Origin of the sequence: Aquimarina discodermiae, assembly GCF_040786235.1 — a bacterium.
Lineage (GTDB): Bacteria > Bacteroidota > Bacteroidia > Flavobacteriales > Flavobacteriaceae > Aquimarina.
Genome location: NZ_JBFMKP010000006.1, coordinates 171,204 through 195,247, shown reverse-complemented (window position 1 = coordinate 195,247; position 24,044 = coordinate 171,204). Strand labels below are relative to the sequence as shown.

The window sequence follows — 24,044 nt, the reverse complement described above, 5'->3', positions numbered from 1 at the left end:
GCTTACCTGTAACACTAGAAACGAATTCTAATCATGTTGTAACGAATTCTAATAATGTACTAGCTTAGATTGTTTTACAAACTACTTTAGTGGCTGAATTTGATCTTAAGAACCATGATTACCATAAATTTTATATGGGTAAACTGTATAAAAAACAAGCATGGCTAGAAAATTTTATTAAGTAAGAAGAAATAACACACAAACTCTTAATTACTGTAAACATGTATTTAAAACGATTATCCCCAAGGAAACCAAGACTTTTAAGTCGACTAAAAAAAGCATTCATAGTGGGTGCTCTATGTATTAGTGCATTTACGTATGCACAGGATGGAAAAAACATTATCAGTGATAGTGAAGCAATTTTCTCCAAATCTCTTTTCACAAAAGCAAAAGGAGGAGATGCTACTTTAAAAATTAATTTAATAGGTGAAGAATCATCTAAACTACAAATTAATTTTAGTGAAGGAAACGCAAATAATAATTACCGAGTGTTGGGAGATCTAAATGGTGCTACATCAGTAAAAGATGGGTCAACAGTGGTAATAGAAAAATCAAATGGAAAAGTTTCTGGTAGAATAGTTTCTTTTGAAGAGAAAAAGGCATACAAAATATTTACTAATGAACAAGGGCAGATAGTGTCTGAGAAAGTTGATATCAATCATGTTGCATGTGTAAATTATGGAGATCAAGAAGAAGATCATGATCATAATCATAAAGGTCATGATGCTCATAAAAGAGATACTTCTAATGATACATTTTCTAAGGCACAACCAGAATACGAAAGTTTACCAGGTGCATCTCATGTAATTTATCTGGATTTTGACGGAGAATTAGTGAGAAATACTAGCTGGAATAATGGTAGAGATATTAATGCACAACCATCCGGTATGAGTGATCAATCTATTTTAAATGTATGGAAGAATATGGCAGAAGATTTTGCTGCTTTTAAAGTAAATGTTACTACTAAAAGAAGCGCATATGATGCTGTTCCTAGAAACCGCAGGATTATGTGTATTTGGACACCTACCAACACCGCAGCTCCTGGTGCAGGTGGGGTAGCTTGGATTAATGGTTTTAGTGCTAATAATAATGAACCTTGCTGGGCATTTATTCGTAATCACGATCAATCAGCGGGTGAAGTAGGATCTCATGAGATAGGTCATACACTTGGATTACGTCATGACGGAAAATCTGGCGGAACAACTTATTATGCTGGACATAACGGTTGGGCGCCTATTATGGGGGTAAGCTATCGAAGTAATATAGGTCATTGGAGTAAAGGTGAATACAACGGAGCCAACAATAGAGAGGATGATTTAGCGATGATTTCAGGAAGTAGAAACGGATTTGGTTATAAAACCGATGACCACGGTAATACCAGAAATAATGCAACAGCGTTAAACTCTGATGCCAACGGAAACGTTTCTGGATCAAACAATAAAGGATTGATAGAGAGAAATACGGATAAAGATGTATTTTCTTTTTCAACTTCTGGAGGAAATGTAGATTTTAAATTTGACCCACAACCTAAATATGCAAGTTTAAATATTAAAGCAAGAATTTTAAATAGTAATGGACAAGAAGTAGCATCTTCTGACCCGTCAGGATTAAAAGCGGCAATAAATACCAACCTGAATAGAGGAACCTATTATATAGAAATTGACGGAGTAGGTTCTGGCGCTAACCCAAGCGTTGGATATTCTGATTATTCTTCATTGGGTAACTTTACTATTTCTGGTAAATATCCTAAAGAAGGAGACGCCGATACACAAGCACCTACCGCACCATCAAGATTGGCTGCAGCAAATGAAAGACAAACAACGATTGATCTTACCTGGGAAGCTTCTACAGATAATGTAGGGGTAACGGGATATGATGTATATCGTGGTAATACAATGATTGCTACTGTAGCAGGAACAAGGTACCAAGCTACTGGATTGACTGCAGGTACCGAATATTCTTTTAGAGTAAAAGCAAAAGATGCTGCTGGTAACGAGTCAGGATTTAGTAACACGGCCACCGCTTCTACACTACCAGAAGAAGATACACAAGCGCCTACTGCACCATCAAGATTGGCTGCTAGTAATGAGACACAAATGACGATCGATCTTACCTGGACTGCCTCTACAGACAATGTAGCCGTAACAGGATATGATGTGTATCGTGGTAATACTAGAATTGCAACTGTTACAGGAACCAGATACCAGGCAGCTGGGTTAACCCCAGGAACAGAGTATTCTTTTAGAGTAAAAGCAAAAGATGAAGCAGGTAACGAATCAGGGTTTAGTAATACGGCTACTGCCTCTACCTTGCCAGAAGAAGATACACAGGCGCCTACCGCACCATCAAGATTGGCTGCAGCAAATGAAACACAAATAACGATCGATCTTAGCTGGGAAGCTTCTACAGATAATGTTGCTGTTACGGGATATGATGTATATCAAGGAGATACCATGGTTGCAACAGTTCCAGGAACAAGATATCAAGCTGCTGGATTAACTCCAGGCACCGAATATTCTTTTAGAGTAAAGGCAAAAGATGAAGCAGGTAATGAATCAGGGTTTAGTAACACGGCTACTGCCTCTACCTTGCCAGAGGATACTACCGATACCGAAGCACCTACGGTACCAACAGAATTAATGGCTAGCAATGAGACGCAAACCACTATAGACCTTAATTGGAATGCATCCACCGATAATGTAGGAGTAACAGGATACGAAATATACCAAGGAGATACTATGGTTACTACCGTAGCAGGAACAAGATACCAGGTAATGGGACTAACTCCAGGCACCGAATATTCGTTTAGAGTAGTAGCCATGGATGCAGCGGGCAACAAGTCTGGATTTAGTAACACAGCTACAGCCTCTACATTACCAGATGATACTACCGATACCGAAGCACCTACAGAGCCAACAGAACTAATGACTAGTAATGAGACACAAACCACCATCGATCTTAGCTGGATGGCAGCTACCGATAATGTAGGCGTAACAGGATATGAAGTGTATCAAGGTGATACCATGATCGCCACGGTTGAAGGCACAAGATATCAAGCAATGGGATTAACCCCAAATACCGAATACTCATTTAGAGTATTAGCTATGGATGCAGCGGGTAATAAATCAAGGTTTAGTAATACGGCTACTGCTTCTACTTTACCAGAAGATACTGCCGATACCGAAGCTCCTACTGCTCCAACAGCATTGGCTGCTTCTAACATTCAACAAACTACTTTAACACTTACCTGGACTGCCTCTACCGATAATGTAGGAGTGACAGGATACAATGTATATCAAGGTACAGAGATGATAGGTACATCTGCTACTACATCATTTAATGTATCAGGATTAGCAGTAGCCACTACCTATCAATTTACCGTATTAGCTATGGATGCAGCAGGAAACATGTCTGAGGCTAGTAATGTAGCAACTGCTACTACCAAAGATGAGGATACTACTAATATTTGTGAAGGTGTATCACCATGGCAATGGGGAGTGCCTTACCAAACAGGTGACAGAGTAGTATACAGAGGAAGCCTTTTTGAGAAATTAGAAAGTGGATGGAAATGGATTGGTAAATGCGGGGCTAGTTCTTGTGAAGGTATAGATGATTGGAAATCAGGAACAAAATATGCTACTGGGGATCAGGTAGTTTACAGAGGTAACTTATGGCAACGTACAGACAGAGGTTGGGTATTTGTTTCATCTTGTGGAGCTAAGTCTTCTAGCAAGATAGCACCTCCAGGAGAAAGTATTGCTATCTATCCAAATCCAGCAGACAATCTAATAAACATTAAAAACTATATTCCATCAGAAGATCAACGTGCAACATATGGTATTTTTGATATATTAGGTAGAAAAGTTGCTAGTGGAGAATATACATCAACAACATATGATGTTTCAAACTTAAAAGCTGGAACTTACATATTCAAGATTACAACAAATGAAGCTGCTTATACTACCTCTTTTGTAAAACAGTAAATTTATAAGTAAGCATATTAATTATTTCAGTGAAATAAAGTTTGTAAGAGACTGTCTAAAAAGATTTAGGCAGTCTTTTTTTATTTAGTTATTTTCGATTTTGAAGCTTTGAGTTTCAAAAAAGTTGATAGTTTTTGGTTGCTAGTTGAGGTTTTTATGTCTGACCTTGTCTGTCTACATTCTTAAACTTACCTTTTTCAGTTTGTGAGCCATGGGAATAAGTCCAAATTCGGTTTCTACTTTATCCATTCCTTTTAGCATTAACCTTTTGAGTCCCATATTTTGTTTGATGTTCCCAAAAATAGCCTCAATATCCCAACATCTTCGTTTTCTATGAGCAATTCTATCTTCTGACCCGAGTTTTTCTTTGGCTCTTTGTTTTAGTCGTGCCAGATTATGGTTGCGTTCTACAATTCTATTTTATTTAGCTTTGTGGCACAAGGATCGCAAAGGGCACCCTTTACAGTTTTTGGCCTGATAGCGATGTATTGTTTGAGTAGAACCATTGGCTGTTTTTCTTTTGCACCTCCCTATACAGGACATGGCTTGCCTCATAGGTCAGTAATAGGTATCGGTGTCTTGATGATAATGTAATTTATCTATGGTAAATGGTTTTTTGATCTTTCCTGATTTAGTTTCTTTTTGTTCTTTATGAAAGTAGTTATATTTTACAAAAGCTTCGATGTTATCTCCTTCTAAATTCTGGTAGTTCTCTTCACTACCATAGCCTGCATAAGCTGTTAAGGTGGCTGGGGTTAAAGCTATCTTTGTATTCTTCTAAATGATCAGCTAGTGCAGTAGTGTCTGTAGTTTTTTGGGATAAGGTATAGTTAACAAGAAATTGATTATTAGAAGAATCTTGAACATTGTAGGTTGCTTTAAGTTGTCCATTTTTCATGTGATCATTTTTCATCCTCATAAAAGTAGCATCAACATCAGTCTTGCTATAACTATTGTGATCTTTTAGAATGGATTCTTGTTTATTGTACTTAGCTACATTACTGGGCCAATGTTTCTTGGCATAATTTAATTTTTGTTTCACTGTTTTGTCAACTTTCTTAATTTCCAAAGCCTGGTTGGTATTATCAATGGTCTTGTCTACTTCTTCTGGATCTATGGCATTAAAACTATCGGGTTCATTGGGGGTTTGTTCCTTTTCTGCATAAACCGTCTCAACATAACGCCATAGGTATTCTAGTTGTTTTTTGATACGTGCCCTAGAGGTTTTAATGTTCTTGCTCCAAACAAAAGTATTACGATTTGCATTAGCCTCGATTTTAGTACCATCTACATAAATATCTTTTAAATTCAAATATCCCTGATCAGCTAGAAGAATAACAACTTGATTGAAAATCTTTTTGAACTTACCCTTTAATTTACCAAAACGAAAGTTCGAAATCGTATTATGGTCTACCCGATAACCACATAAAATGAATATTCTCCGATAAATCCTGTTCTATCTTACGAGAAGAATACAGATTACGTAAATAGGCATACACCAATATTTTCAATAAAACCTTAGGATGATAACTTGAGGTACCACCTCCTTTATAGGTAGCTTCCAAACTACTCAAATCAATACCATCTAAAATCATATTGACAATACGTACAGGATGATTGATAGGAACTAAATCATTATAACTGGGAGAAAGTAAATTCAATTGATCTTGATAGTTAGTCTTCCAGATTTGTCTGCGTTTCATACCTTAAAATACAAAGCAGTAAAAAATCAAAAAAAAGAAGCTACCTTTTTAGACAGCCTCTTTTTTTGTGTTTATAGAGAATGAAAATTTAACAGAATAACACTTTTAAAACGAATTCTGATCCATGAATTACGAATTCTACATGAAACAAATCGTTTAATTGAGGCAAACCCATATGAATAAAAAATGAATTAGTTAATTAATATGTAAATAGCATTTTATTTTTTGCAAAGTGCTTAAAATGTTGTAATTATGTGATAACTTATTATAACACAAACTTAACTTTTAGACATGAATCCACACAAACTAACCTCTGCAAGAGTAGGGCTTTTCGGCCTGCTCAAAAAAATATGTATTGTATTTATTTTATGTATAGGGACATCTATGTATGCTCAACAAGAAAACGACACTTTTTTGATTAGTAACAAAGAGAGTGATTTTTCTCAATCTCTTTTTAACGCTGCAAAAGGCGCGAATATAGCTCTTAAAGTATCTACTTCAGAATCCTTTGATCTACAAATTAACTATAGAAAAGGAGATGTTTCTGATTATAGCGTTATGGGTAGTATAACAAATGCAAGTTTTAAGAAATTAGAGCCAGGTTTTAGTATTTCTAAAGAGAATGGTTTAGTATCTGGTCAAATTATCTTTTATGAAAAGAAAAGAGCATTCGCGATATCAACAAATAATCTGGGGCAGATATTGTCAAAAGAAGTTGATATTAATAGTGTAATGTGCATAGATAAACTCTTGGTTGAAGAAGATGTTGCTCAAGAAAGAGATGTTTCTAAAGATACGTTTTCAAAAGTACAGCCCCAATACGAAAGTTTACCAGGTGCTACCCATGTAATTTATCTTGATTTTGATGGAGAATTTGTTCAAAATACAAGTTGGGCGAATGGAGGAAATATAAATGCACAAGCTTCTTCATTTAGTGATCAGGCAATTTTAGGAATTTGGAGAAATATGGCTGAAGATTTTGCATCATATAGAGTGAATGTTACTACCAAAAGAAGTGTATACAATGGAGCTGCCGTGAACCAAAGAATCATGTGCATTTTTACGCCAACAAAAACAGCAGCACCCTCTGCCGGTGGGGTAGCTTACCTTAATAGTTTTAATAATAATTCTGATGAGCCAACATGGGTATTTAATACAGGAGAACGTACCGCAGGAGAAACAGGATCTCATGAGGTTGGTCATACACTTGGCTTACGTCATGATGGAAAATCTGGAGGTACCGTATATTATGCAGGTCATAATGGTTGGGCTCCTATCATGGGTGTGAGTTATGCGGGAGTTAATGAAGAGGTAGGTCATTGGAGTAAAGGAGAGTACAGTGGAGCTAATAATCTAGAAGATGATATTGCTATTATCTCGGGTACCAGAAACGGATTTGGCTTTAGAGCAGATGATCATGGTAATACTACCAGTAATGCAACAGCATTGGTATCTGATGCGAGCGGAAATGTAGCTGCAAATAGCAACAAGGGATTGATCGAACAAAGAACCGATAAAGATGTATTTTCGTTTACTACATCTGGTGGAAATGTGGAGTTTTCTATAGATCCGTATCCGTATTATCCTAGTTTAAATATTCAAGCAAGACTTTTTAATAGTAGTGGTCAACAAATTGCTTCTTCAAATTTGTCTTCATTTAGAGCTTCTTTCAATACCAGTCTCTCTGCAGGAACATATTATATAGAAGTTGATGGAGTAGGAGAAGGCGCAAATGCTACTGTAGGATATACGGATTACTCTTCTTTGGGTAATTTTACGATTTCTGGTAAATATCCAAAAGGAGGTACTTCGGATACACAAGCACCATCGACACCAACCGGATTAACGTCATCTAATTTACAGGCAACATCTGTATCCCTTTCATGGAACGCTTCGACAGATAATGTAGGGGTAACAGGTTATGATGTGTATCAAGGGAATTCGGTGATCGCAACGGCAACAAGTACTTCATATAATGTGTCAGGCTTAACAGAGAATACTGCCTACCAATTTAGAGTAAAGGCAAAAGATGCAGCAGGTAATGCCTCTGGGTTTAGTAATTCAGTTTCGGTAACAACGTCAAACGATACCATAGACCCCACGTATTGTCCATCAAAAGGTAACAGTGTTTCAGACGAATATATTAGTAGCGTTTCCTTAGGTAGTATTAATAATACGACCACAGGTTCATCTGGTGGATATGGAGACTACACTGCTATTTCAACTTCATTGTCAAAAGGAGCTTCCAATACCATAACTATTACTCCAACATGGACAGGTACCGTTTATAATGAAGCGTATAGTGTATGGATTGATTATAATAATGATGGCGATTTTGCAGATAGTGGCGAGCAAGTCTGGAGCAAAGCTGCTTCGAGAGATACTTCGGTAAGTGGTAGCTTCACAGTGCCTAATAGTGCCAGTAATGGAGAGAGACGTATGCGAGTATCGATGAAGTATAATGGTATTCCTGGTCCTTGTGAATCTTTTAATTATGGAGAAGTAGAAGATTATACCGTGAATATAGGAGGTGTGGTAAACCCAGATCCAACCTGTGATGATGGTATTCAGAATGGGGATGAAACAGGAATAGATTGTGGAGGTTCTTGTGCACCTTGTGATACCAGTGGTACCGTAGTATATGTGGATATGGCAGATCAAATGGCAAGTTCTTCAGCAACCTGGAGTTTCTTCAGAATAGAGATAGGCGATAATAAGGATTATGGAGCTTGGTTTAGTGGGAATATGGTTCGTTTGGTAACGTATAATAAAGGTGTGGTTTGTAATGGTAGTACCAGCAATGTGACATTTTTGGGAGAAGGTGTACAGGTAGGAGCTTCTAGTAATTTTGTAGCAAATCCAAACAGCTACATAGTAAGTTCATCATCGTATACAGATTGGCATGGTAAATCAGGATATATAGGATTTACATTTCAGATAGGAGGAGCAACTCATTATGGATGGTTCTATGTCACAGTAGCAACAAACGGCTTATCATATACAATCAAGGATTATGCATATAATACCACTGCCGGACAAGGTTTGGTAACAAAAAGACCAAGTACTTCTGCATCTAAAACAGGAAATACTACTTCTAGAATTAGTGCATACCCAAATCCATTTAGAGGAACATTTACCTTGAATGTCTCTAAATTGGCTAGTGATAATTTTACAGTAAAAGTATACAATGTTTTAGGTAAAGAAATAATTGCCAAAAGGTTTACAAAAAACCCAGGTAGTATCAGTTTGGGAGATGGTATTAAAATGTCTTCGGGGACTTATTTTGTGAAAGTATTCACAGAAAATCAAGCCGAAACATTACAAATAGCAAGTTTTAACTAAGTAAAAACCATGTATGGAAGCTGAATTCAAAGTTAAAAACAAAAGAATTCGGCTTCCCTATGTTATTGTAAGAAAAAACTCAAATTTTTGTAAAATGAAATTCAATCAAATGATTATAAGTAGTGCCATATAACACCACGTTTTTACATTATTAGAATAACTTTTTTGATTTGAATACATACGTTAATAAAATGTCATATAGCATTTTTTTAATGCCGATAATATTATGATTATGCAGTAAATTATTTTTATAACACAAACAAACACTTTTTAAACATGAATTCACCACAACAATTACCTTTAAAGATTCCACTGTACTTATATTTATTCAATAAACTTTCTGGATAAAGTAATTTTTAAGAATTGTCTCTAAATAATTTAAGTAAAAATTACCTAAACTAATCTTTGTTCAATACTTCATGTGCTATTTTATGGGAGGATAGCGTCTTCTTAATGATATCCACAAAAGTCCATTGCTTTTTAGAATTTATATGTTGATTGAATCCAAATAATTTTAAGCTTAATACTCAAGAAATAGAGTTGTTAGGGTAAAACAACTTTGCTCTTGAAGTCATTTTATATTTATTTTTTCAAATACAAACTCAATTTAATTATGAAAACGCGATTAGTAGTACTCGTGGGGTTGTTTATTCTTAATTTAGGATATTCCCAAAATTTCTGGACTACAAGTTACCAGAAAAACCAAAAACTTACCGATGTTTCAGCTAAGGTAAATTTGCAAAATCAAACCATTTATAAATTAGATTTAAAAGCACTAAAAAATGCATTAAAAAAGTCTCCTCAGCGAGCAAAATCTTCTGGAAACTCTGATATTGTCATTACTTTTCCTAACCGAAAGGGTGAATTTGAAGCTTATCGTGTATCTCAAACTTCGGTATTACATCCTGACCTTGCCAAAAGATTTCCTTCTATCAATTCGTATATAGGAGTAGGTATGGTTGACAAATCTGCTGTGATCAGGTTTAGTATTTCTGATACAGATGGATTTCATGCAATGATTAGGAGAGCAGGTGCTCAGTCAGAATATATCGATGAATATTCTAAAAGCAGAACAAGTTATATGGTATATTCAAAAGATGATATGACTGGTGAACAAGAGTTTAGCTGTGACCTTATAAAATTGGGGGTAGAGAAGACAAGTCTTGATTTTGATAATCTACAGCAAAGAAATGCTAATGATGGTACGCTTAGAACGTATCGTTTGGCATTAGCTTGTACGGGTGAGTATGCGCAGTTTCATATCAATGATCAGGACATCTCTCCTGGTGCCACAGATGCAGTAAAAAAAGCAGCAGTTTTAGCTGCTATGAATACCACAATGACCAGAGTAAATGGTATTTATGAAACAGATCTTGGGGTTACAATGCAAATTGTAGCCAATAATGATAATGTAATTTATCTTGATGGTAATACAGATCCTTATGGATCAGATCCATTAGGTCAAAACCAAGGGGTTTGTGATCAGCAAATAGGAAATGCAAACTATGATATAGGGCATGTAGTGGGCGGAACTGGTAATAATGGAGTAGCAGGATTAGCAGTGGTTTGCGGTAGTAGAAAAGCGGCTGGTTATACAGGTAGTTCTACTCCTAAAGCAGATCCTTTTGATGTAGATTATGTAGCCCATGAGATGGGACATCAGTTTGGGGCAAATCATACGCAAAATAATTCATGTAATAGAAATGGTAGTACAGCGGTAGAGCCAGGAAGCGCTTCTACAATCATGGGGTATGCAGGGATTTGTAGTCCAAATGTTCAGAACAAAAGTGATGATCATTTTCATGCTATTAGTATACAAGAAATGTGGAATTATGTAATAGGAAATGCTTCTTGTTCTCAAAATACAACTACAGGTAATTCAGCTCCGACTGCCAATGCAGGAAACGATTTTACTATACCAAGATCTACACCCTTTATTTTAAAGGGAGCTGGAACAGATGCGAATGCCAATGATCAACTAACGTATAACTGGGAACAAATGGATGCTGAGGTAGCAACCATGCCACCTACAGCAACTTCTACGTCAGGACCGGCTTTTCGTTCATTACCTTCAAAAACATCACCAGACAGATACATGCCAGATTTGGCTACCGTTATAGCTGGAAATACTGCATCACAATGGGAAGTAGTTCCTTCTGTAGCCAGAGTTATGGATTTTAGGCTTACGGTAAGAGATAACCATTCTGGAGGCGGTAACACGGCTTCAGATGATACCAGAATTACAATAAGCGGTAATGCAGGTCCTTTTGTAGTAAATTCACCAAATACCAATGTAAGCTGGGCTTCGGGATCCTCTCAAACCGTTACCTGGAGTGTAGCAGGAACGACAGGAAATGGTGTAAATGCGGCCAATGTAGATATTTTATTATCGACTGATGGAGGGAATACATATCCCGTGACTATAGCATCAGGCGTGGCAAATGATGGTTCGCATACAATTACGGTTCCTAATAATCAAGGTACTCAAAACAGAATTATGGTTAGAGGATCCAATCATATCTTTTATGATATATCCAATGCCAACTTTACGATTACAGGAGGTACGGTAGATAATCAGGCACCTACTACACCTACTGGGCTAACAGCATCCAACATTACACAAACTACGGTTAATTTATCATGGACAGCTTCTACTGATAATGTGGGAGTAACGGGCTATGACGTATACCAGGGAAATAATGTGGTAGCTACCGTTACAGGAACTACACGCCAGATTACCGGGTTAACTGTAGCTACGGCATACTCATTTAGAGTAAAAGCAAAAGATGCTGCGGGTAATGAATCTGGATTTAGTAATACTGTCAATGCTACTACCTTGCCAGATGATACAGGCGATACACAAGCGCCAACCACTCCTACTAACCTTACCTCGTCTAATGTAACTCAAACTTCAGTAGATTTGTCGTGGACTGCTTCTACTGATAATGTGGGAGTAACGGGCTATGATGTATATCAGGGAAATAGTGTGGTTGCTACTGCTACAGGAACTACCCGTCAGGTTAACGGGTTAACTGCAGCTACGACATACTCATTTAGAGTAAAAGCAAAGGATGCTGCAGGTAACGAATCTGGATTTAGTAATACCGTTTCCGTAACTACATTAGCAGATACTACGAATCCAACCTATTGCTCTTCTAATGGTCAAAGTGTTGCAGATGAGTATATAAGTAACGTAACATTAGGTAGTGTCAATAATACTACCATTGGTTCTTCTGGAGGGTATGTAGATTATACTTCAATCTCTACTACCTTATCCAAAGGAGCGTCTAATACCATTACCATTACACCAACCTGGACAGGTACAGTTTATAATGAAGGATATAGTGTTTGGATTGATTATAACAAAAATGGTGATTTTACAGATCCAGGAGAGCAAGTGTTTAGTAAAGCAATATCCACAGATACTTCGGTAAGCGGGAGCTTTACTGTGCCTGCATCTGCTACCAATGGGAATACCCGTATGAGAGTATCTATGAAATACAATGGAATACCAACCTCGTGTGAGTCTTTTAGCTATGGAGAAGTAGAAGATTATACTGTAATTATTACAGATGGTACAGGTCCAACCTGTAACGACGGGATACAAAATGGAGATGAAACGGGTATAGATTGTGGAGGTTCTTGTGAACCCTGCCCAGTTACCGTAACCTATTGTACCGCTACAGGTAATGGTGGTCCAGAAGCCATCTCGAATGTTACTTTTGCAGGGATCAATAATTCATCGACACGCGGTGCTACAGGATACGAAGACTTTACTTCTTCTTCGGCAAGTGTGAATATAGGGGTAAACTATAACCTTGATGTTACTATCATAGGCTATCAAGGAGGGTCTACCGATGAGATTTATGCCTGGATCGATTGGAATCGAGATGGTGACTTTACAGATGCAGGAGAGAATTATACCGTAGCAAAAACATCTAACTTACAAGGAAGTATATCTATTAATGTACCACAAGGGGCAAATGTTGGATCTACCAGAATGAGGGTGCTTGTTTCTTATTACGATAATGAAAACAATCCTTGTGATACGGGTACCAATGATGTTCGTTATGGAGAGTATGAAGATTATACTGTCTTAGTAACTACTGGTAAATCCAGTAATTCTAATAGCAGAGATGCTTTCTTTATTGCTACTAACCCTGTTGCTGCTTATGGTAGTTTACAAGTAAACTTTAGTAATACTATTGTTGGAAATGCAAAAATTACTGTGTTTGATACCAATGGAAGAAAAGTGGCTTACTTTAACGAAGAAAAAGATTCTGGAAGCTCTTTGTCATTACCACTAAACGGAAAACTAAGACAAGGATTATATTTTGTAAACATACAAACAAAGGATGAAAACGGAACTAAAAGTTTTATTGTGAAGTAATGTGAACTATTTGTTGTTAATAGTTAGTTACCAGGAGGCTGCCATTTTTGGCAGCCTTTTTTTTAACCCGGAATATGCATTGGAACTTCGTAATGAGGCTTTCAAATACCATAAACACCGATGTTTTCTTGATTTTAGCGTAGCATCGCTACGCTAAAATCAAGAAAACATAGTGAAACGGTAGTGTTTGCAGTAGTTGAAAGACGTAATAGACTTTCTAATGCATATTTTGGGTTTAAGTAATACAGTTTTTGGATGAGAATTTCGTGTAATACCATTTCTTAGTTGAAACTACCTGCTAAAATCATTTCTTTTTGTTTCATACTTCAAAATGAAATAGATCGATAGCGCTACGATCCCTATATTTTCTTTCTCGTCTGAATTAAACATAAGTTGATTCAGTTTAGGGTGATTTCAATTAAGAACAGATATAAGATAGGAAATGCAAAAACAGATTAGAGGTATTTTATGGTTTATTTGAAATAAGTTTGATCTTTTTTAAGACAGGTTTAAAAACATCAGAGCTTACCTGTACTTGGTCACCAATGGTAAATGAACGTATTTCTTGTTCATCAATCATAATTGAGATAGAGTTTGTTCCTGTTAGAAGTGTAACGATGTACTGTGAGTTTTCTTTTTCTTGGATACCAACAATTTTACCAATAAACTGTATGTTTTTATCGTTGTTATGATGAGTAAATATAGTTAAAGGACTTCCTTGTTGTGTTATTTGTCCGTGATCAAGGATAAACATATGATCAGACATTTTGATCACCTCGCTAACATCATGGCTTATCAGTATGGTGGTGATTGCGTATTTTTGATGTACTGCAAGGATATAATCTTGTAACTTTGATCGCATGTGATGATCCAGTGCAGATAGGGGTTCGTCGAGCATAAGAATTTCGGGTTTTCGAACCATTGCTCTGGCCAATGCCACTCTTTGTTGTTGACCACCAGATAGTCTTTGTGGTTTCTTGTCTTGTAGTTGTTCTAATTCAATAATGTTGATCAGTTCGTTTACAATACCGGCATTTTGTCCTTTGTCAAGAGCAAAAAGAAGATTTTCTTTAACCGTCATGTTAGGGAATAGGGCGTAGTCCTGAAACATAAACCCAATTTTTCGTTGTTGTGGTTTCAGGCAAATTCTTTTTTCTGTATCGAGCCAGGTTTTCGAATTTACTTTAATGAGTCCTTTATCTACTTTCAATAAACCTGCAAGCATTCTTAGGATAGATGTTTTTCCCGCTCCCGATTTTCCGTAAAACGTAACAAAACTTCCTTGTTTGATAGTAATATCTATATCCAGAAGCATTTTTCCGTCAACGGCATCCAATTCTTTTTGTAATCTAAGTTGTATCATCTCCAGAATCGTTTTAGATAACTACCGTTTATTAAATAGACAAGTAGCAAAATAAAAAATGTAATGATAAAAAGAATGAGAGAATACATATGGGCAGTGTCATAATTAAGCGCTTCTACTTCGTCATAAATGGCAATAGATGCAACTTTTGTTTTGCCCGGCATATTACCTCCAATCATTAGCACTACTCCAAACTCTCCGATAGTGTGTGCAAAAGCCAAAACGATTCCGGTTAATAAAGAAGGTTTGATATTAGGAAGTAATATTTTGAAAAGTGTTCTTGTTTTTGATTTTCCCAACACATAAGAAGCTTCGATAAGTGTAGAGGAAAGGTTAGCAAGCCCAGCTTGTATAGGATGAACCATAAAAGGTAAACTATATAGAATAGAGGCAATAACCAATCCTTTAAACGAAAAGATAAGTTGTATCCCCAAAGTAGTATGTAACCAATGACCAATCATACTAGAGGGACTAAAAACAAGTAAAAGATAAAACCCTATAACCGTAGGAGGTAATACTAGTGGCATGCTAACAAAGGTTTCTATAATCGGTTTTATTTTTGATTTTGAATAGGCAAGCCAGTAGGCCAAAGGGATAGATACAATTAGTAAAAGAATTGTTGTTACTAGTGCCAATTTAAATGTTAATAATAAGGGTTGCCAATCCATGATGCGAATACTTATGTGTTAATTGTTTTGATCATTGTTGTCTAAAAATGTTGTTACGGAGTTGAATATCCATATTCTTCCAGAATCTTTTTGGCACTTGCTGAAGATAAAAAATTATAAAATTTTTTGGCTTTTTTCTGTGTTTCAACTTCTTGCTTGATCACCACCACAGCCTGAGCAATTTTAGAATAATCATCTTCATCCAACGAGATCCATTTGCCTTTGTTTTTGATTTGTGAAGATAAAACTACGGATTTTGAGGTAAACCCTATTTCTGCCGATTTGGAAACGATAAATTGATTGGCCTGCGAGATGCTTTCTCCATACACTAGTTTGTTTTGTATGGTGTCATAAAGATTGTGTTTTCTTAATACCTCTACAGCAGCAACACCATAAGGAGCAGTTTTTGGATTTGCTATAGCAATATGGCGTACGTTGGGTTTGCTTAGAATACCTAAGGATACATCTATATCTTTATGCATCGACCACAACACTAATTTCCCATATCCGTAGATTTTTGGTGCACCATTGGTTCTTCCGGTTTCGAATAATTCTTTTGGATATTTTTCGTCTGCAGACATAAACACATCAAAAGGAGCACCTTCTTTGATTTGAGCGGTTAATTTACCAGATGAGCTTATAACAAGAGTGCAAGGGATTCCTGTTTGTATTGTAAATGTTTTTGATAATTGTTTGATGGCAAACTGCATATTCGAGGCAGCTGCTATAGTTAACCCACTATCTTGTTTCTGTGAACAAGAAATACTTAGTAGTATAAGCAGTATGCCGTATAGATATGCTTTCTTAGTCATTAGTTCTTCTTTACGATCCTTTTTTAGATTAATTTTACTTAAATAAAGCATGTTGATTGCCAAAAAGTCAAGGTAAATATATAATCCTGTAAAATGAATTTTTTTATCGTATTTATCTCGTCAACAATCAAAAACAAAAGAATGTGCTAGAAGAGTGCTAATTAGGTATGTTTTTAGACCGTTTGCTGCATCCATTCGTTAAAATCTATATATCCCAGGATGTGATCGGGAATAGGGTGTTCTTCTAGTTGTGTTCTAAGTGTTACAAAAGCAGTTCTTTTTTCTGTTGGTGAATCTTCGGCAGTTTTGGATAAAAATTTTAAAATTATTTTCTCATAGGAATCTATGTTTTTTTGTTTTTTCAATAGCTTTTTAAAGTTGTCAATCAAATACCGAAGTGAGAAACCGTTACCCAGTTCATAATGCACCAATAGATTCAGCCAGTAGGTGTAGGTGATTAGATCCTGTCGATCTTTTTTTGTTAAATTATTGATAATGTCATTGATCCAAAACAATGCTTTTTTATAATCTTTTTTCAAAAAGTAAATGTTTGCAAATTGAAAACGAAATGATAGCCAGTAATTGTTAGGAACCAGAGTTTTATGTTGGTCGATAAAGTTTTGTATTTCGTCTATAATTTCGTGAGTAGTATGCAAGCCTTTTAAGGTTCTGTGGATTTCTAACTCCATATTATACAAGCGTAGTATTTCCTTAATAACGGGTGCAGAAGTAGTAGAAACAGTTTCTATTTTTTGTTTTAAGAGCAAGATGCGAACAAATGCTTCTTTGTGTTGTTTTTTGAAGACTAAAAAACCAAGCAAATTATTATAAACAGAAAAATACATGGCAAAATATTCTTTTAATAAATCTGGGTGTTGCTCCCATTCTTTAAGAAGGTCTTCTAGTGTTTGTTTTGCTTTGTCAGAATGTTGAGAGAGTAGTTGTTTCCTGTATTTGTGTAAAGTTTTGAGGGTTCTGTTTTGTAACGATGTTGTTTTTTTGTGTGATAGTGAAAACTGAGAAGGATTAATATTCGCCAAAAGAAGATTCACATACTCGTTAGTGGCTTGTAATGTGTTTTTTTGAGCGAGAATAATGGTTTTAAGGGATTCGAAATCTTGTGGATATAACGCTTGATGTACTTTTCTTTTCCAATCCTGTATATGAAACAATAACATGTTTTGCTGAAAGTTTTTTGCTTTCTTTTCTGCTCTATATAATTCACTTTGGCAGATGGTATATTGCCCTTTTTGAAACAAGATTTCTACATTGCGAATAATATCCAGTAGCTCGGCATTCTTAGAAGTTTTTGAATGATAATTTCTTAATGATTGAAGAATGCGTTGTTTTAAATAGTTCTTGATAGTAGTTAGCTGATTGATAAAAGCTTTGTCTTTAAAAAGAACCTTAATAGCACTTTCATCGTACAATTTTTGTGCTTCAATAGCATTGAATAACTGAAGATACTCTGCCGATTCATTACCTGCAATACTCAACTTAAAATAACGTTTTTCGCTCTTGGATAAAGATTGTATTAAATAGAATAATTCTTCGTTTTTTTTCATTTTAGAAACCTATGTTTTCTCAAAAATATGATTTTTTTGATTCTCGTCGTAACTTATCTTTGAAATACTAATAATCATTTAATTTTATCTAATATGTCTAATGCAATAAACTGGTTCGAGATACCAAGTACAAATTTTGAAAGAGCAATCAAGTTTTATAATGAACTTTTGAATGTAGAACTGCAACCTATGGTAATGGATTTTAAAATGGCCTTTTTTCCATACAAAGATGGCGGAGTAGGAGGTTGTATCACTCATGGTAATGGAAATAAGCCTTCACAAGAAGGTACATTTGCTTATCTTAATGGGGGAGAAGATTTATCGGTTCCTTTGGCAAGGGTAGAAAAAGCAGGAGGAAAAGTTTTAATGCCTAAAACATCGTTAGGTGAAAATGGATTTATGGCTATTTTTCTGGATACCGAAGGAAATAGAGTCGCTTTTCACTCGATGAAATAAATAAAAGTTGAAGCCATCCCTATTGTAAAATTACAGGATAGCTTACTTAACAAATGCTAATATGTTTGTCGAATCATAATTACAGTACTATGAACTATTTTACAGAAGATTTTCTTTCTTTTTTTAAGGAGCTTGCAACAAACAATCATAAAGATTGGTTTCATGCCAATAAGAAACGATACGAAATGAGTGTCAAAAAACCTTTTGAACTATTTCTCGAAGATATGATCAGTGAGATTAAAAAAGTAGATCCAAAAGTTGCAATAACTCCTAAAGAATGTATTCTTCGAATTAATAGAGATATTCGTTTTTCTAAGGACAAGTCTCCCTATAACTTACATTATACTGCGTTTATATCTCCTGGCGGGCGAAAAAATAAAAGTATGCCTGGTATTTTTATAAGGCTCTCCCCAGAAATGGTTGGTATTATGGGAGGGTGTTTTGGGCCGACAAAAGATCAATTAGAGAAAATAAGAAGTGCTATAAAAAATAATCCAGGTAAATTTAGAGCATTGATAGAAGAAAGAGATTTTGTTCAGAAGTTTGGTCAAATACGTGGAGACAGCTTAAAACGAATTCCTAAAGAATGGCAGGATACATTCGAAAAGGAACCCTTAATAGCCAACAAACAATTCTATTTTATAGCAGAAGAAACACCAGAGTTGATTTGTAGCGATTCTTTAAAACAAGAATTGATGAAGTATTGGCACATCATGCGACCCGTAAATGAATATCTAACCCAGGCAATTCAATAATTTTATAGCAAATGGCATATAACGAATTTATAGCAGATAGAATCCGACAGATTTTTAAGGAACGTAAAGCAAATTTTTATGAAAAGAAAATGATGGGAGGCTTGTGTTTTATGGTTGATGATAAGATGTGTTGTGGGATACATTATAGTAAGAAAAAAGAAACCGATCTTTTGATGGCAAGAATAGGAGAAGAAGCCTATGATCATGCAAGTAAGAAGGAAGGAGTGCAACCAATGGATTTTACAGGAAGACCTATGAAAGGATTTGTTTTTGTTACTCCAGATGGTTTTGATCTTGATAAAGACTTAGAATATTGGGTAGATTTGTGTCTTGCTTTTAACCCATTTGCAAAGAAGAGCAAAAAAAGGCAGTAGGTGTTTTGAAGTAGGTATCTTAGACTGTTTGTTTGTTATTGAATTCTTTTTGAGGGTTAATTTCCCCACAAATCACATGTATTCTTTTTGACCAATAAATTGGTATATAGTCGAATAGTTGTGTAAAACAATTAATCGCAATAGCAAGTTGAAAGCAAAATACGCTATATTGTTTCTATATTAATCTTACTTTTTAGTAATCATTTAATTTAAAAACTAATGGAATTAATTGTAACAATTATTATCGGAGCAGTCGCAGGTTGGCTGGGAAGCACTATTTATAAAGGAACTAGCCTTGGTATTCTAGGAAACATTGTTGTGGGTATCATAGGAAGTTTTGTAGGGAGTTGGTCCCTAGGTAAACTAGGTATTCATATAGGTTCAGGATGGATTGGTGCTATACTTACTGGTGCAATCGGTGCGGTAATAATTCTTTTTCTACTTAATTTGATATTCAAGAAAAGATAATCTTGATTCTGTATATTGAACTGGTTTAAACTTTTTTCAATTCACTATAAAAAATGATAATTTTTCGCATGAATCAAAAAAAGTTTAAACCAGTTCATTAAAAGCACCTAAAATTAGGTGCTTTTAATATGTATTATGGGGTTGGTTGATCTAAAAATCGGATTAATACAAAATAAACTATAAACACCACTAATCTGTTTGTTCATTTCCTCTCTTATTTCATTGCAAAAAGCTTCGGTAGCTATTGCTATACAAGAATTTTACAGCTTCATAAGAAAAGAAAGCAACTATACATCTTATGTCGCACTTTATGATTTATTTGGTATAAAACTTTGCTTAGTATAGGGTAGTTTAGTGTTTTACTATCATTTCTACTCTTTTAGAATCATTACTTTCTATATGAATAAAATAAGTACCCACTTCTAATTGTTGTAGGTTTACTAAAATCTCGTTAGTGGCATTTTCATTCAAGATATATGAATCTACTATTATTCTACCGTTAGTGTCATATACATATAGTGTTGCATCTTGTAATGAATTAACGTTGCCAATGGTAAGTATACTCTTTACTGGATTAGGAAAAATGGTTAAGTCTTCGTATTGACTGCTGATATTTACAGAAAATACAACCTCTTGAGTTTTGTTTTTACAGTTTTCAAGATCAAGTGGAGCGCTTACTGACCATTCTCCTTCTTCAGAACTATGGTTTCTAACATTTGTCAGTGTTAAGGTATTGGATACATGTTTTGTTCCGCTTGGAGATATCCATGTTAATTTATTTTTGTTGAATGTTGTAGTAGGGTTTAATGATAAATCCGAACCTTCGATCAATGTAATTTCATCTCCATTTTTGAGATCTATTGCTGTTCCATTATCAATACTGTATGTTATTATATCCTGTGGATGTAGTATTTCATCAACAGTAATATTAACTGCAGTTCTTGCCGATTCGCAAATTCCTCCTTTAGATTTAATATTCCAATCATAAAAGAAGAAGTAAGAATCTGGGTCATTTGCAGTATTTCCAATAATTGATACGGTTTTGTTCGGAGATGAATAAGGATAGTTTACTTCATTTCCAGGAGGAGTTCTTTTCATTTGGATTAAACCTTGTCCAAGCTTTATGATATGGTTTTTCCCCTTAGGAATTTCAAAATTCACAAACAATCGAGACTCTCCTGCGGGAATCATTAATGTTTTAGAGGTTATAATTGTGCCCGTAGCATCAACAATTTCAATGGTTCTTTCTCCTGAAGTAACAGCGGATACTGTAAAGGACTCTAACAAGATATCATCCATGGTGTCAAATAGTAATCCCTCTTCATTATTATAAGGTGTTGCCGTATGAATATCAGCAGTACTTAGGCTTTCTGGTATAGTTGGTAGAGAAGTGCCAGCAACATAATATGTTTTATTTTCTGTGAGTATTGGAGAAGTAAAAGTTTTACCGATGGCGATTTCTTTTTCTGAATTTACAGCGTTATACCACTTATAACCAGTACTTCCATTGGCTGTTAACGTAATAGTTTCATTTATGCAGGTAGCATAATCGGTATTTATTGTCGGTTGAATAGCATTTTCTTCTATGTCAAGAGTATATGTTAATGCAGTGGTACCGCAAGTATCCGAAGATGTAATGGTTAAGGTATATTGTCCGTTTTGATTTGTAGTTATATCATTAAGAGTAATAGTTGATGCTGTACTAGAAAAATTATTTGGACCATTCCATTCAAAAGTCGGATCGTTGCCAATCGTTACCACAGCCTCTAGTTGAATATTTTGTCCTTCACATGATCTTATATACGAAGAGTTTTCTAAGGAGCTGTTATTTATATAAGCCTTTTGTTCTGCTGTAATTGAAGCGCATAGAGGGAGTTTCGATCTCCAAATCCCTCTTCCATAGGTGGCAACAGTAATAGAATTATCTGTGGTGTTTATTTCTAAGTCATTGACTATAGTTGTGGGTAAGTTTTTAGAGAATATTTCCCATGTATTGTCTTTTGTACTTCTATATACTCCTATACTTGTTCCAACATATATTGGGTCTTGTTCGTGATTTGGTTGATGTACTATATCCATAATGAATACATATTTGTCGGTAACAGGAAGGTTTTTGGTAATGTTATTAAAAGTTCTTCCTCCATTTTCAGAGTAATGAACAGATGACGATGTAGTGACCCAAATTTTATCTGGATCGGCATGATGTATGGCGATTCCTTTGATTCTTTTGCCAAAGTTATGGACATTACTGACCGATGTGCCACCATTATTACTTCGTTTAAGTATTGCATTTACAGCAATATATATAATTTGGTCATTTGAAGGTGCGATTTTCATTGCGCTGGCAGAACCTGATAGATTGGCTAGTTCTGTCCAATCTGACTCATCATCATTAAGACGATACAATTTGTTATAGGCGGCAAAAACTTTTCCTACTGAATTGACTTCTAACGGTGTTACCCACTTTCCTGAAGATCCAGATGGCTGCTCTACAAAATTTGTTAAATTGTTTCCAGAATTGTTTGAAATACACAATAACCTTCCATTTTGAACAAAGCCATAGTATTTATTATCGTCAGTATTATCAATAGCAGTATCCATTCCATCAGCACCATAAAAATTCAACCAATTTCCGTTTTCGTTATAGGCATGACCACCATTATCCTGAAGCCCACCTACCATTTTATTGGCATCGTTTTTAGAAATTGCAATTTTATAGAATTGGCTTGCTTGTATACCAGCAGTGTAGTCTGTAAAATTAATTCCGCTATCTGTAGTTGAATAAATTCCGCCATCAGAACAAACAAATATCCTGTTGTCAAAGGCTCTTATCGTATGAATATCGGCATGGGTATAGGCGTTTGAATTTGGTTCGTTCCACTCATTAACCTTGGTAAAGGTGCTCCCTCCTGTGGTTGATTTCCATACATTTAGACAGCCTACAAAAATCTCTTCAGCATTAGTGGTAGATGCTCCAAGAGCTAAATCATAGTAAGCTTGCTCGCTTTCAATTACATCTGTACTTGTATTTCTAGAAGAAAAGGATGCTCCACTATCTATAGATCGGTATAGTCCATTAAATGTTTGATCATTTTTAACACTTAAAAGGTATACATAAGCAGTATTGGCAGGAGTAACGTCGATTACCATCCTACTACTGTTTTGAGGTAATCCTTGTGAAACTTGGGTAAATGAATTACCAGAATTAATGGATCTAAAAAAACTATTAGAGGTTACGGCATATATGATATTTGGATTACCAGGTTTTAATTTAAGGTCTAATACATTTCCGTGCATTGTGCGTGTCCAACTAGTCCCTGCATTTGTCGATTTGTAAACTCCTCTATTAGAAGCAATCCATAAAATATTCGAGTCAGATGGGTGGATATATATCTCGCTAATTATAGATGGTGTATTGCCTGGATGTAACCCTGTAGGATTCCAGGTAGTTCCTCCATCTGTAGATATGTAAACTCCTGCACTCAATGTGTCAGAAGCATCATCATCACCAGTAGCTATATAAATAGTATCCGAGTTTGAATAATCGATCGCAATTGCCGAAACTCCAATTTGGGGTAAGTTATCGGTTATAGGGATCCATGTATTCCCTGCATTGGTTGATTTCCATAGACCTCCTGCAGGAGTACCAATGTACCATACTTCGCTGTTATTTGGATCTACAATAATGGCATTAACCCTTGCTTGACCCGAAGACCAGGATCCTGTATTTGTATGAGATTGTGGTCCCATAGCAAACCAATTACTTTGATCTGTTGTATTTGACTTGTTTTGTAGTTTTTGTTTATTTTGCCAAGCATCCCATTGATCTTTTGTGGTAGGTAAATACCCTTTGTCATTTGCAACATCTTCCCATATATACTCCCATCGTTTAAAAGGTTTGTAACCACTCCCTTTTTTATTAGGATCTTTATTTTTCCAATATTCATTAAAAGCATTTTGAATCTTTTCGAATGTAATATCACCTTCTGAATTGCTTTTATTTTTAAATTGGTTTAACCAGGGAGCATTTGGATTAAATTGAGCGTTACTGGCTGCTATCATACAAAAGAAGGCAAATGCTATTAGGGGTGATTTTTTATGCATACTATGTTTTTGATTTTCAGGGACTGATTTGGGAAGAGATGAGGAGCAAATGTAATATTTT

General features: G+C 35.5%; 12 protein-coding genes and 1 pseudogene. 7 read left to right on the top strand and 6 right to left on the bottom strand.

Features of this window, described 5'->3' with window-relative positions; translation table 11 throughout:
* Nucleotides 1–287 precede the first annotated feature (287 nt).
* On the top strand, nt 288–3,983 hold the full coding sequence (locus ABW636_RS05565) for a fibronectin type III domain-containing protein (protein WP_367588967.1): 3,696 nt from the start codon (nt 288–290) through the stop codon (nt 3,981–3,983).
* A 174-nt stretch (nt 3,984–4,157) separates the two neighbouring features.
* Here ABW636_RS05565 and ABW636_RS05560 read toward each other — a convergent pair.
* Nucleotides 4,158–5,686, bottom strand: a pseudogene (locus ABW636_RS05560) (IS1182 family transposase).
* 291 nt (nt 5,687–5,977) lie between these two features.
* Between ABW636_RS05560 and ABW636_RS05555 the strand changes: the two are divergent.
* Nucleotides 5,978–9,028 carry a GEVED domain-containing protein gene (locus ABW636_RS05555; protein ID WP_367588966.1) on the top strand — a complete coding sequence of 1,017 codons (3,051 nt, stop codon included), beginning with the start codon at nt 5,978–5,980 and terminating at the stop codon, nt 9,026–9,028.
* Nucleotides 9,029–9,641: 613 nt separating this feature from the next.
* Entirely contained in the window at nt 9,642–13,418 is a 3,777-nt protein-coding gene (locus ABW636_RS05550; RefSeq protein ID WP_367588965.1) for a GEVED domain-containing protein, read from the top strand.
* A gap of 466 nt (nt 13,419–13,884) precedes the next feature.
* Here the strand turns inward: ABW636_RS05550 and ABW636_RS05545 are convergent, their stop codons facing one another.
* The 4 genes from ABW636_RS05545 to ABW636_RS05530 form a co-directional block, all read right to left on the bottom strand.
* Nucleotides 13,885–14,781, bottom strand: a complete 897-nt coding sequence (locus ABW636_RS05545; protein WP_367588964.1) for an ABC transporter ATP-binding protein — start codon at nt 14,779–14,781, stop codon at nt 13,885–13,887.
* Nucleotides 14,778–15,449, bottom strand: coding sequence for a molybdate ABC transporter permease subunit (gene modB / locus ABW636_RS05540; RefSeq protein WP_367588963.1), 672 nt, complete (start codon nt 15,447–15,449; stop codon nt 14,778–14,780). Before modB ends, ABW636_RS05545 begins: the two co-directional genes overlap by 4 nt.
* A 53-nt stretch (nt 15,450–15,502) precedes the next feature.
* A complete protein-coding gene (modA, locus tag ABW636_RS05535; protein ID WP_367588962.1) occupies nt 15,503–16,312 on the bottom strand; it encodes a molybdate ABC transporter substrate-binding protein in 810 nt (269 codons plus the stop codon).
* A 122-nt stretch (nt 16,313–16,434) separates the two neighbouring features.
* Nucleotides 16,435–17,826, bottom strand: a complete 1,392-nt coding sequence (locus ABW636_RS05530) for a hypothetical protein (protein WP_367588961.1) — start codon at nt 17,824–17,826, stop codon at nt 16,435–16,437.
* Nucleotides 17,827–17,919: 93 nt separating this feature from the next.
* Here ABW636_RS05530 and ABW636_RS05525 point away from each other — a divergent pair, with 93 nt between their 5' ends.
* The 4 genes from ABW636_RS05525 (at nt 17,920) to ABW636_RS05510 (ending at nt 19,879) form a co-directional block, all read left to right on the top strand.
* The gene (locus ABW636_RS05525) at nt 17,920–18,282 is read left to right on the top strand and encodes a VOC family protein (protein WP_367588960.1); all 363 of its coding nucleotides are present in this window, start codon (nt 17,920–17,922) and stop codon (nt 18,280–18,282) included.
* 89 nt (nt 18,283–18,371) lie between these two features.
* The gene (locus ABW636_RS05520; RefSeq protein ID WP_367588959.1) at nt 18,372–19,037 is read left to right on the top strand and encodes a DUF2461 domain-containing protein; all 666 of its coding nucleotides are present in this window, start codon (nt 18,372–18,374) and stop codon (nt 19,035–19,037) included.
* Between the two features lie 11 nt (nt 19,038–19,048).
* The gene (locus tag ABW636_RS05515; protein WP_367588958.1) at nt 19,049–19,411 is read left to right on the top strand and encodes a TfoX/Sxy family protein; all 363 of its coding nucleotides are present in this window, start codon (nt 19,049–19,051) and stop codon (nt 19,409–19,411) included.
* Between the two features lie 219 nt (nt 19,412–19,630).
* Nucleotides 19,631–19,879, top strand: coding sequence for a GlsB/YeaQ/YmgE family stress response membrane protein (locus ABW636_RS05510; RefSeq protein WP_367588957.1), 249 nt, complete (start codon nt 19,631–19,633; stop codon nt 19,877–19,879).
* 351 nt (nt 19,880–20,230) lie between these two features.
* Here the strand turns inward: ABW636_RS05510 and ABW636_RS05505 are convergent, their stop codons facing one another.
* Complete coding sequence (locus ABW636_RS05505; RefSeq protein ID WP_367588956.1) at nt 20,231–23,983, bottom strand: T9SS type A sorting domain-containing protein; 3,753 nt, start codon at nt 23,981–23,983, stop codon at nt 20,231–20,233.
* Nucleotides 23,984–24,044: the final 61 nt, after the last annotated feature.

What these genes read in the sequence shown, in the direction of transcription:
- ABW636_RS05555 (WP_367588966.1), top strand. Translation starts at nt 5,978, where the DNA reads ATGAATCCACACAAACTAACCTCTGCAAGAGTAGGGCTTTTCGGCCTG.
- ABW636_RS05550 (WP_367588965.1), top strand. Translation starts at nt 9,642, where the DNA reads ATGAAAACGCGATTAGTAGTACTCGTGGGGTTGTTTATTCTTAATTTA.
- ABW636_RS05545 (WP_367588964.1), bottom strand. Translation starts at nt 14,781, where the DNA reads ATGATACAACTTAGATTACAAAAAGAATTGGATGCCGTTGACGGAAAA.
- modB (WP_367588963.1), bottom strand. Translation starts at nt 15,449, where the DNA reads ATGGATTGGCAACCCTTATTATTAACATTTAAATTGGCACTAGTAACA.
- modA (WP_367588962.1), bottom strand. Translation starts at nt 16,312, where the DNA reads ATGCTTTATTTAAGTAAAATTAATCTAAAAAAGGATCGTAAAGAAGAA.
- ABW636_RS05530 (WP_367588961.1), bottom strand. Translation starts at nt 17,826, where the DNA reads ATGAAAAAAAACGAAGAATTATTCTATTTAATACAATCTTTATCCAAG.
- ABW636_RS05525 (WP_367588960.1), top strand. Translation starts at nt 17,920, where the DNA reads ATGTCTAATGCAATAAACTGGTTCGAGATACCAAGTACAAATTTTGAA.
- ABW636_RS05520 (WP_367588959.1), top strand. Translation starts at nt 18,372, where the DNA reads ATGAACTATTTTACAGAAGATTTTCTTTCTTTTTTTAAGGAGCTTGCA.
- ABW636_RS05515 (WP_367588958.1), top strand. Translation starts at nt 19,049, where the DNA reads ATGGCATATAACGAATTTATAGCAGATAGAATCCGACAGATTTTTAAG.
- ABW636_RS05510 (WP_367588957.1), top strand. Translation starts at nt 19,631, where the DNA reads ATGGAATTAATTGTAACAATTATTATCGGAGCAGTCGCAGGTTGGCTG.
- ABW636_RS05505 (WP_367588956.1), bottom strand. Translation starts at nt 23,983, where the DNA reads ATGCATAAAAAATCACCCCTAATAGCATTTGCCTTCTTTTGTATGATA.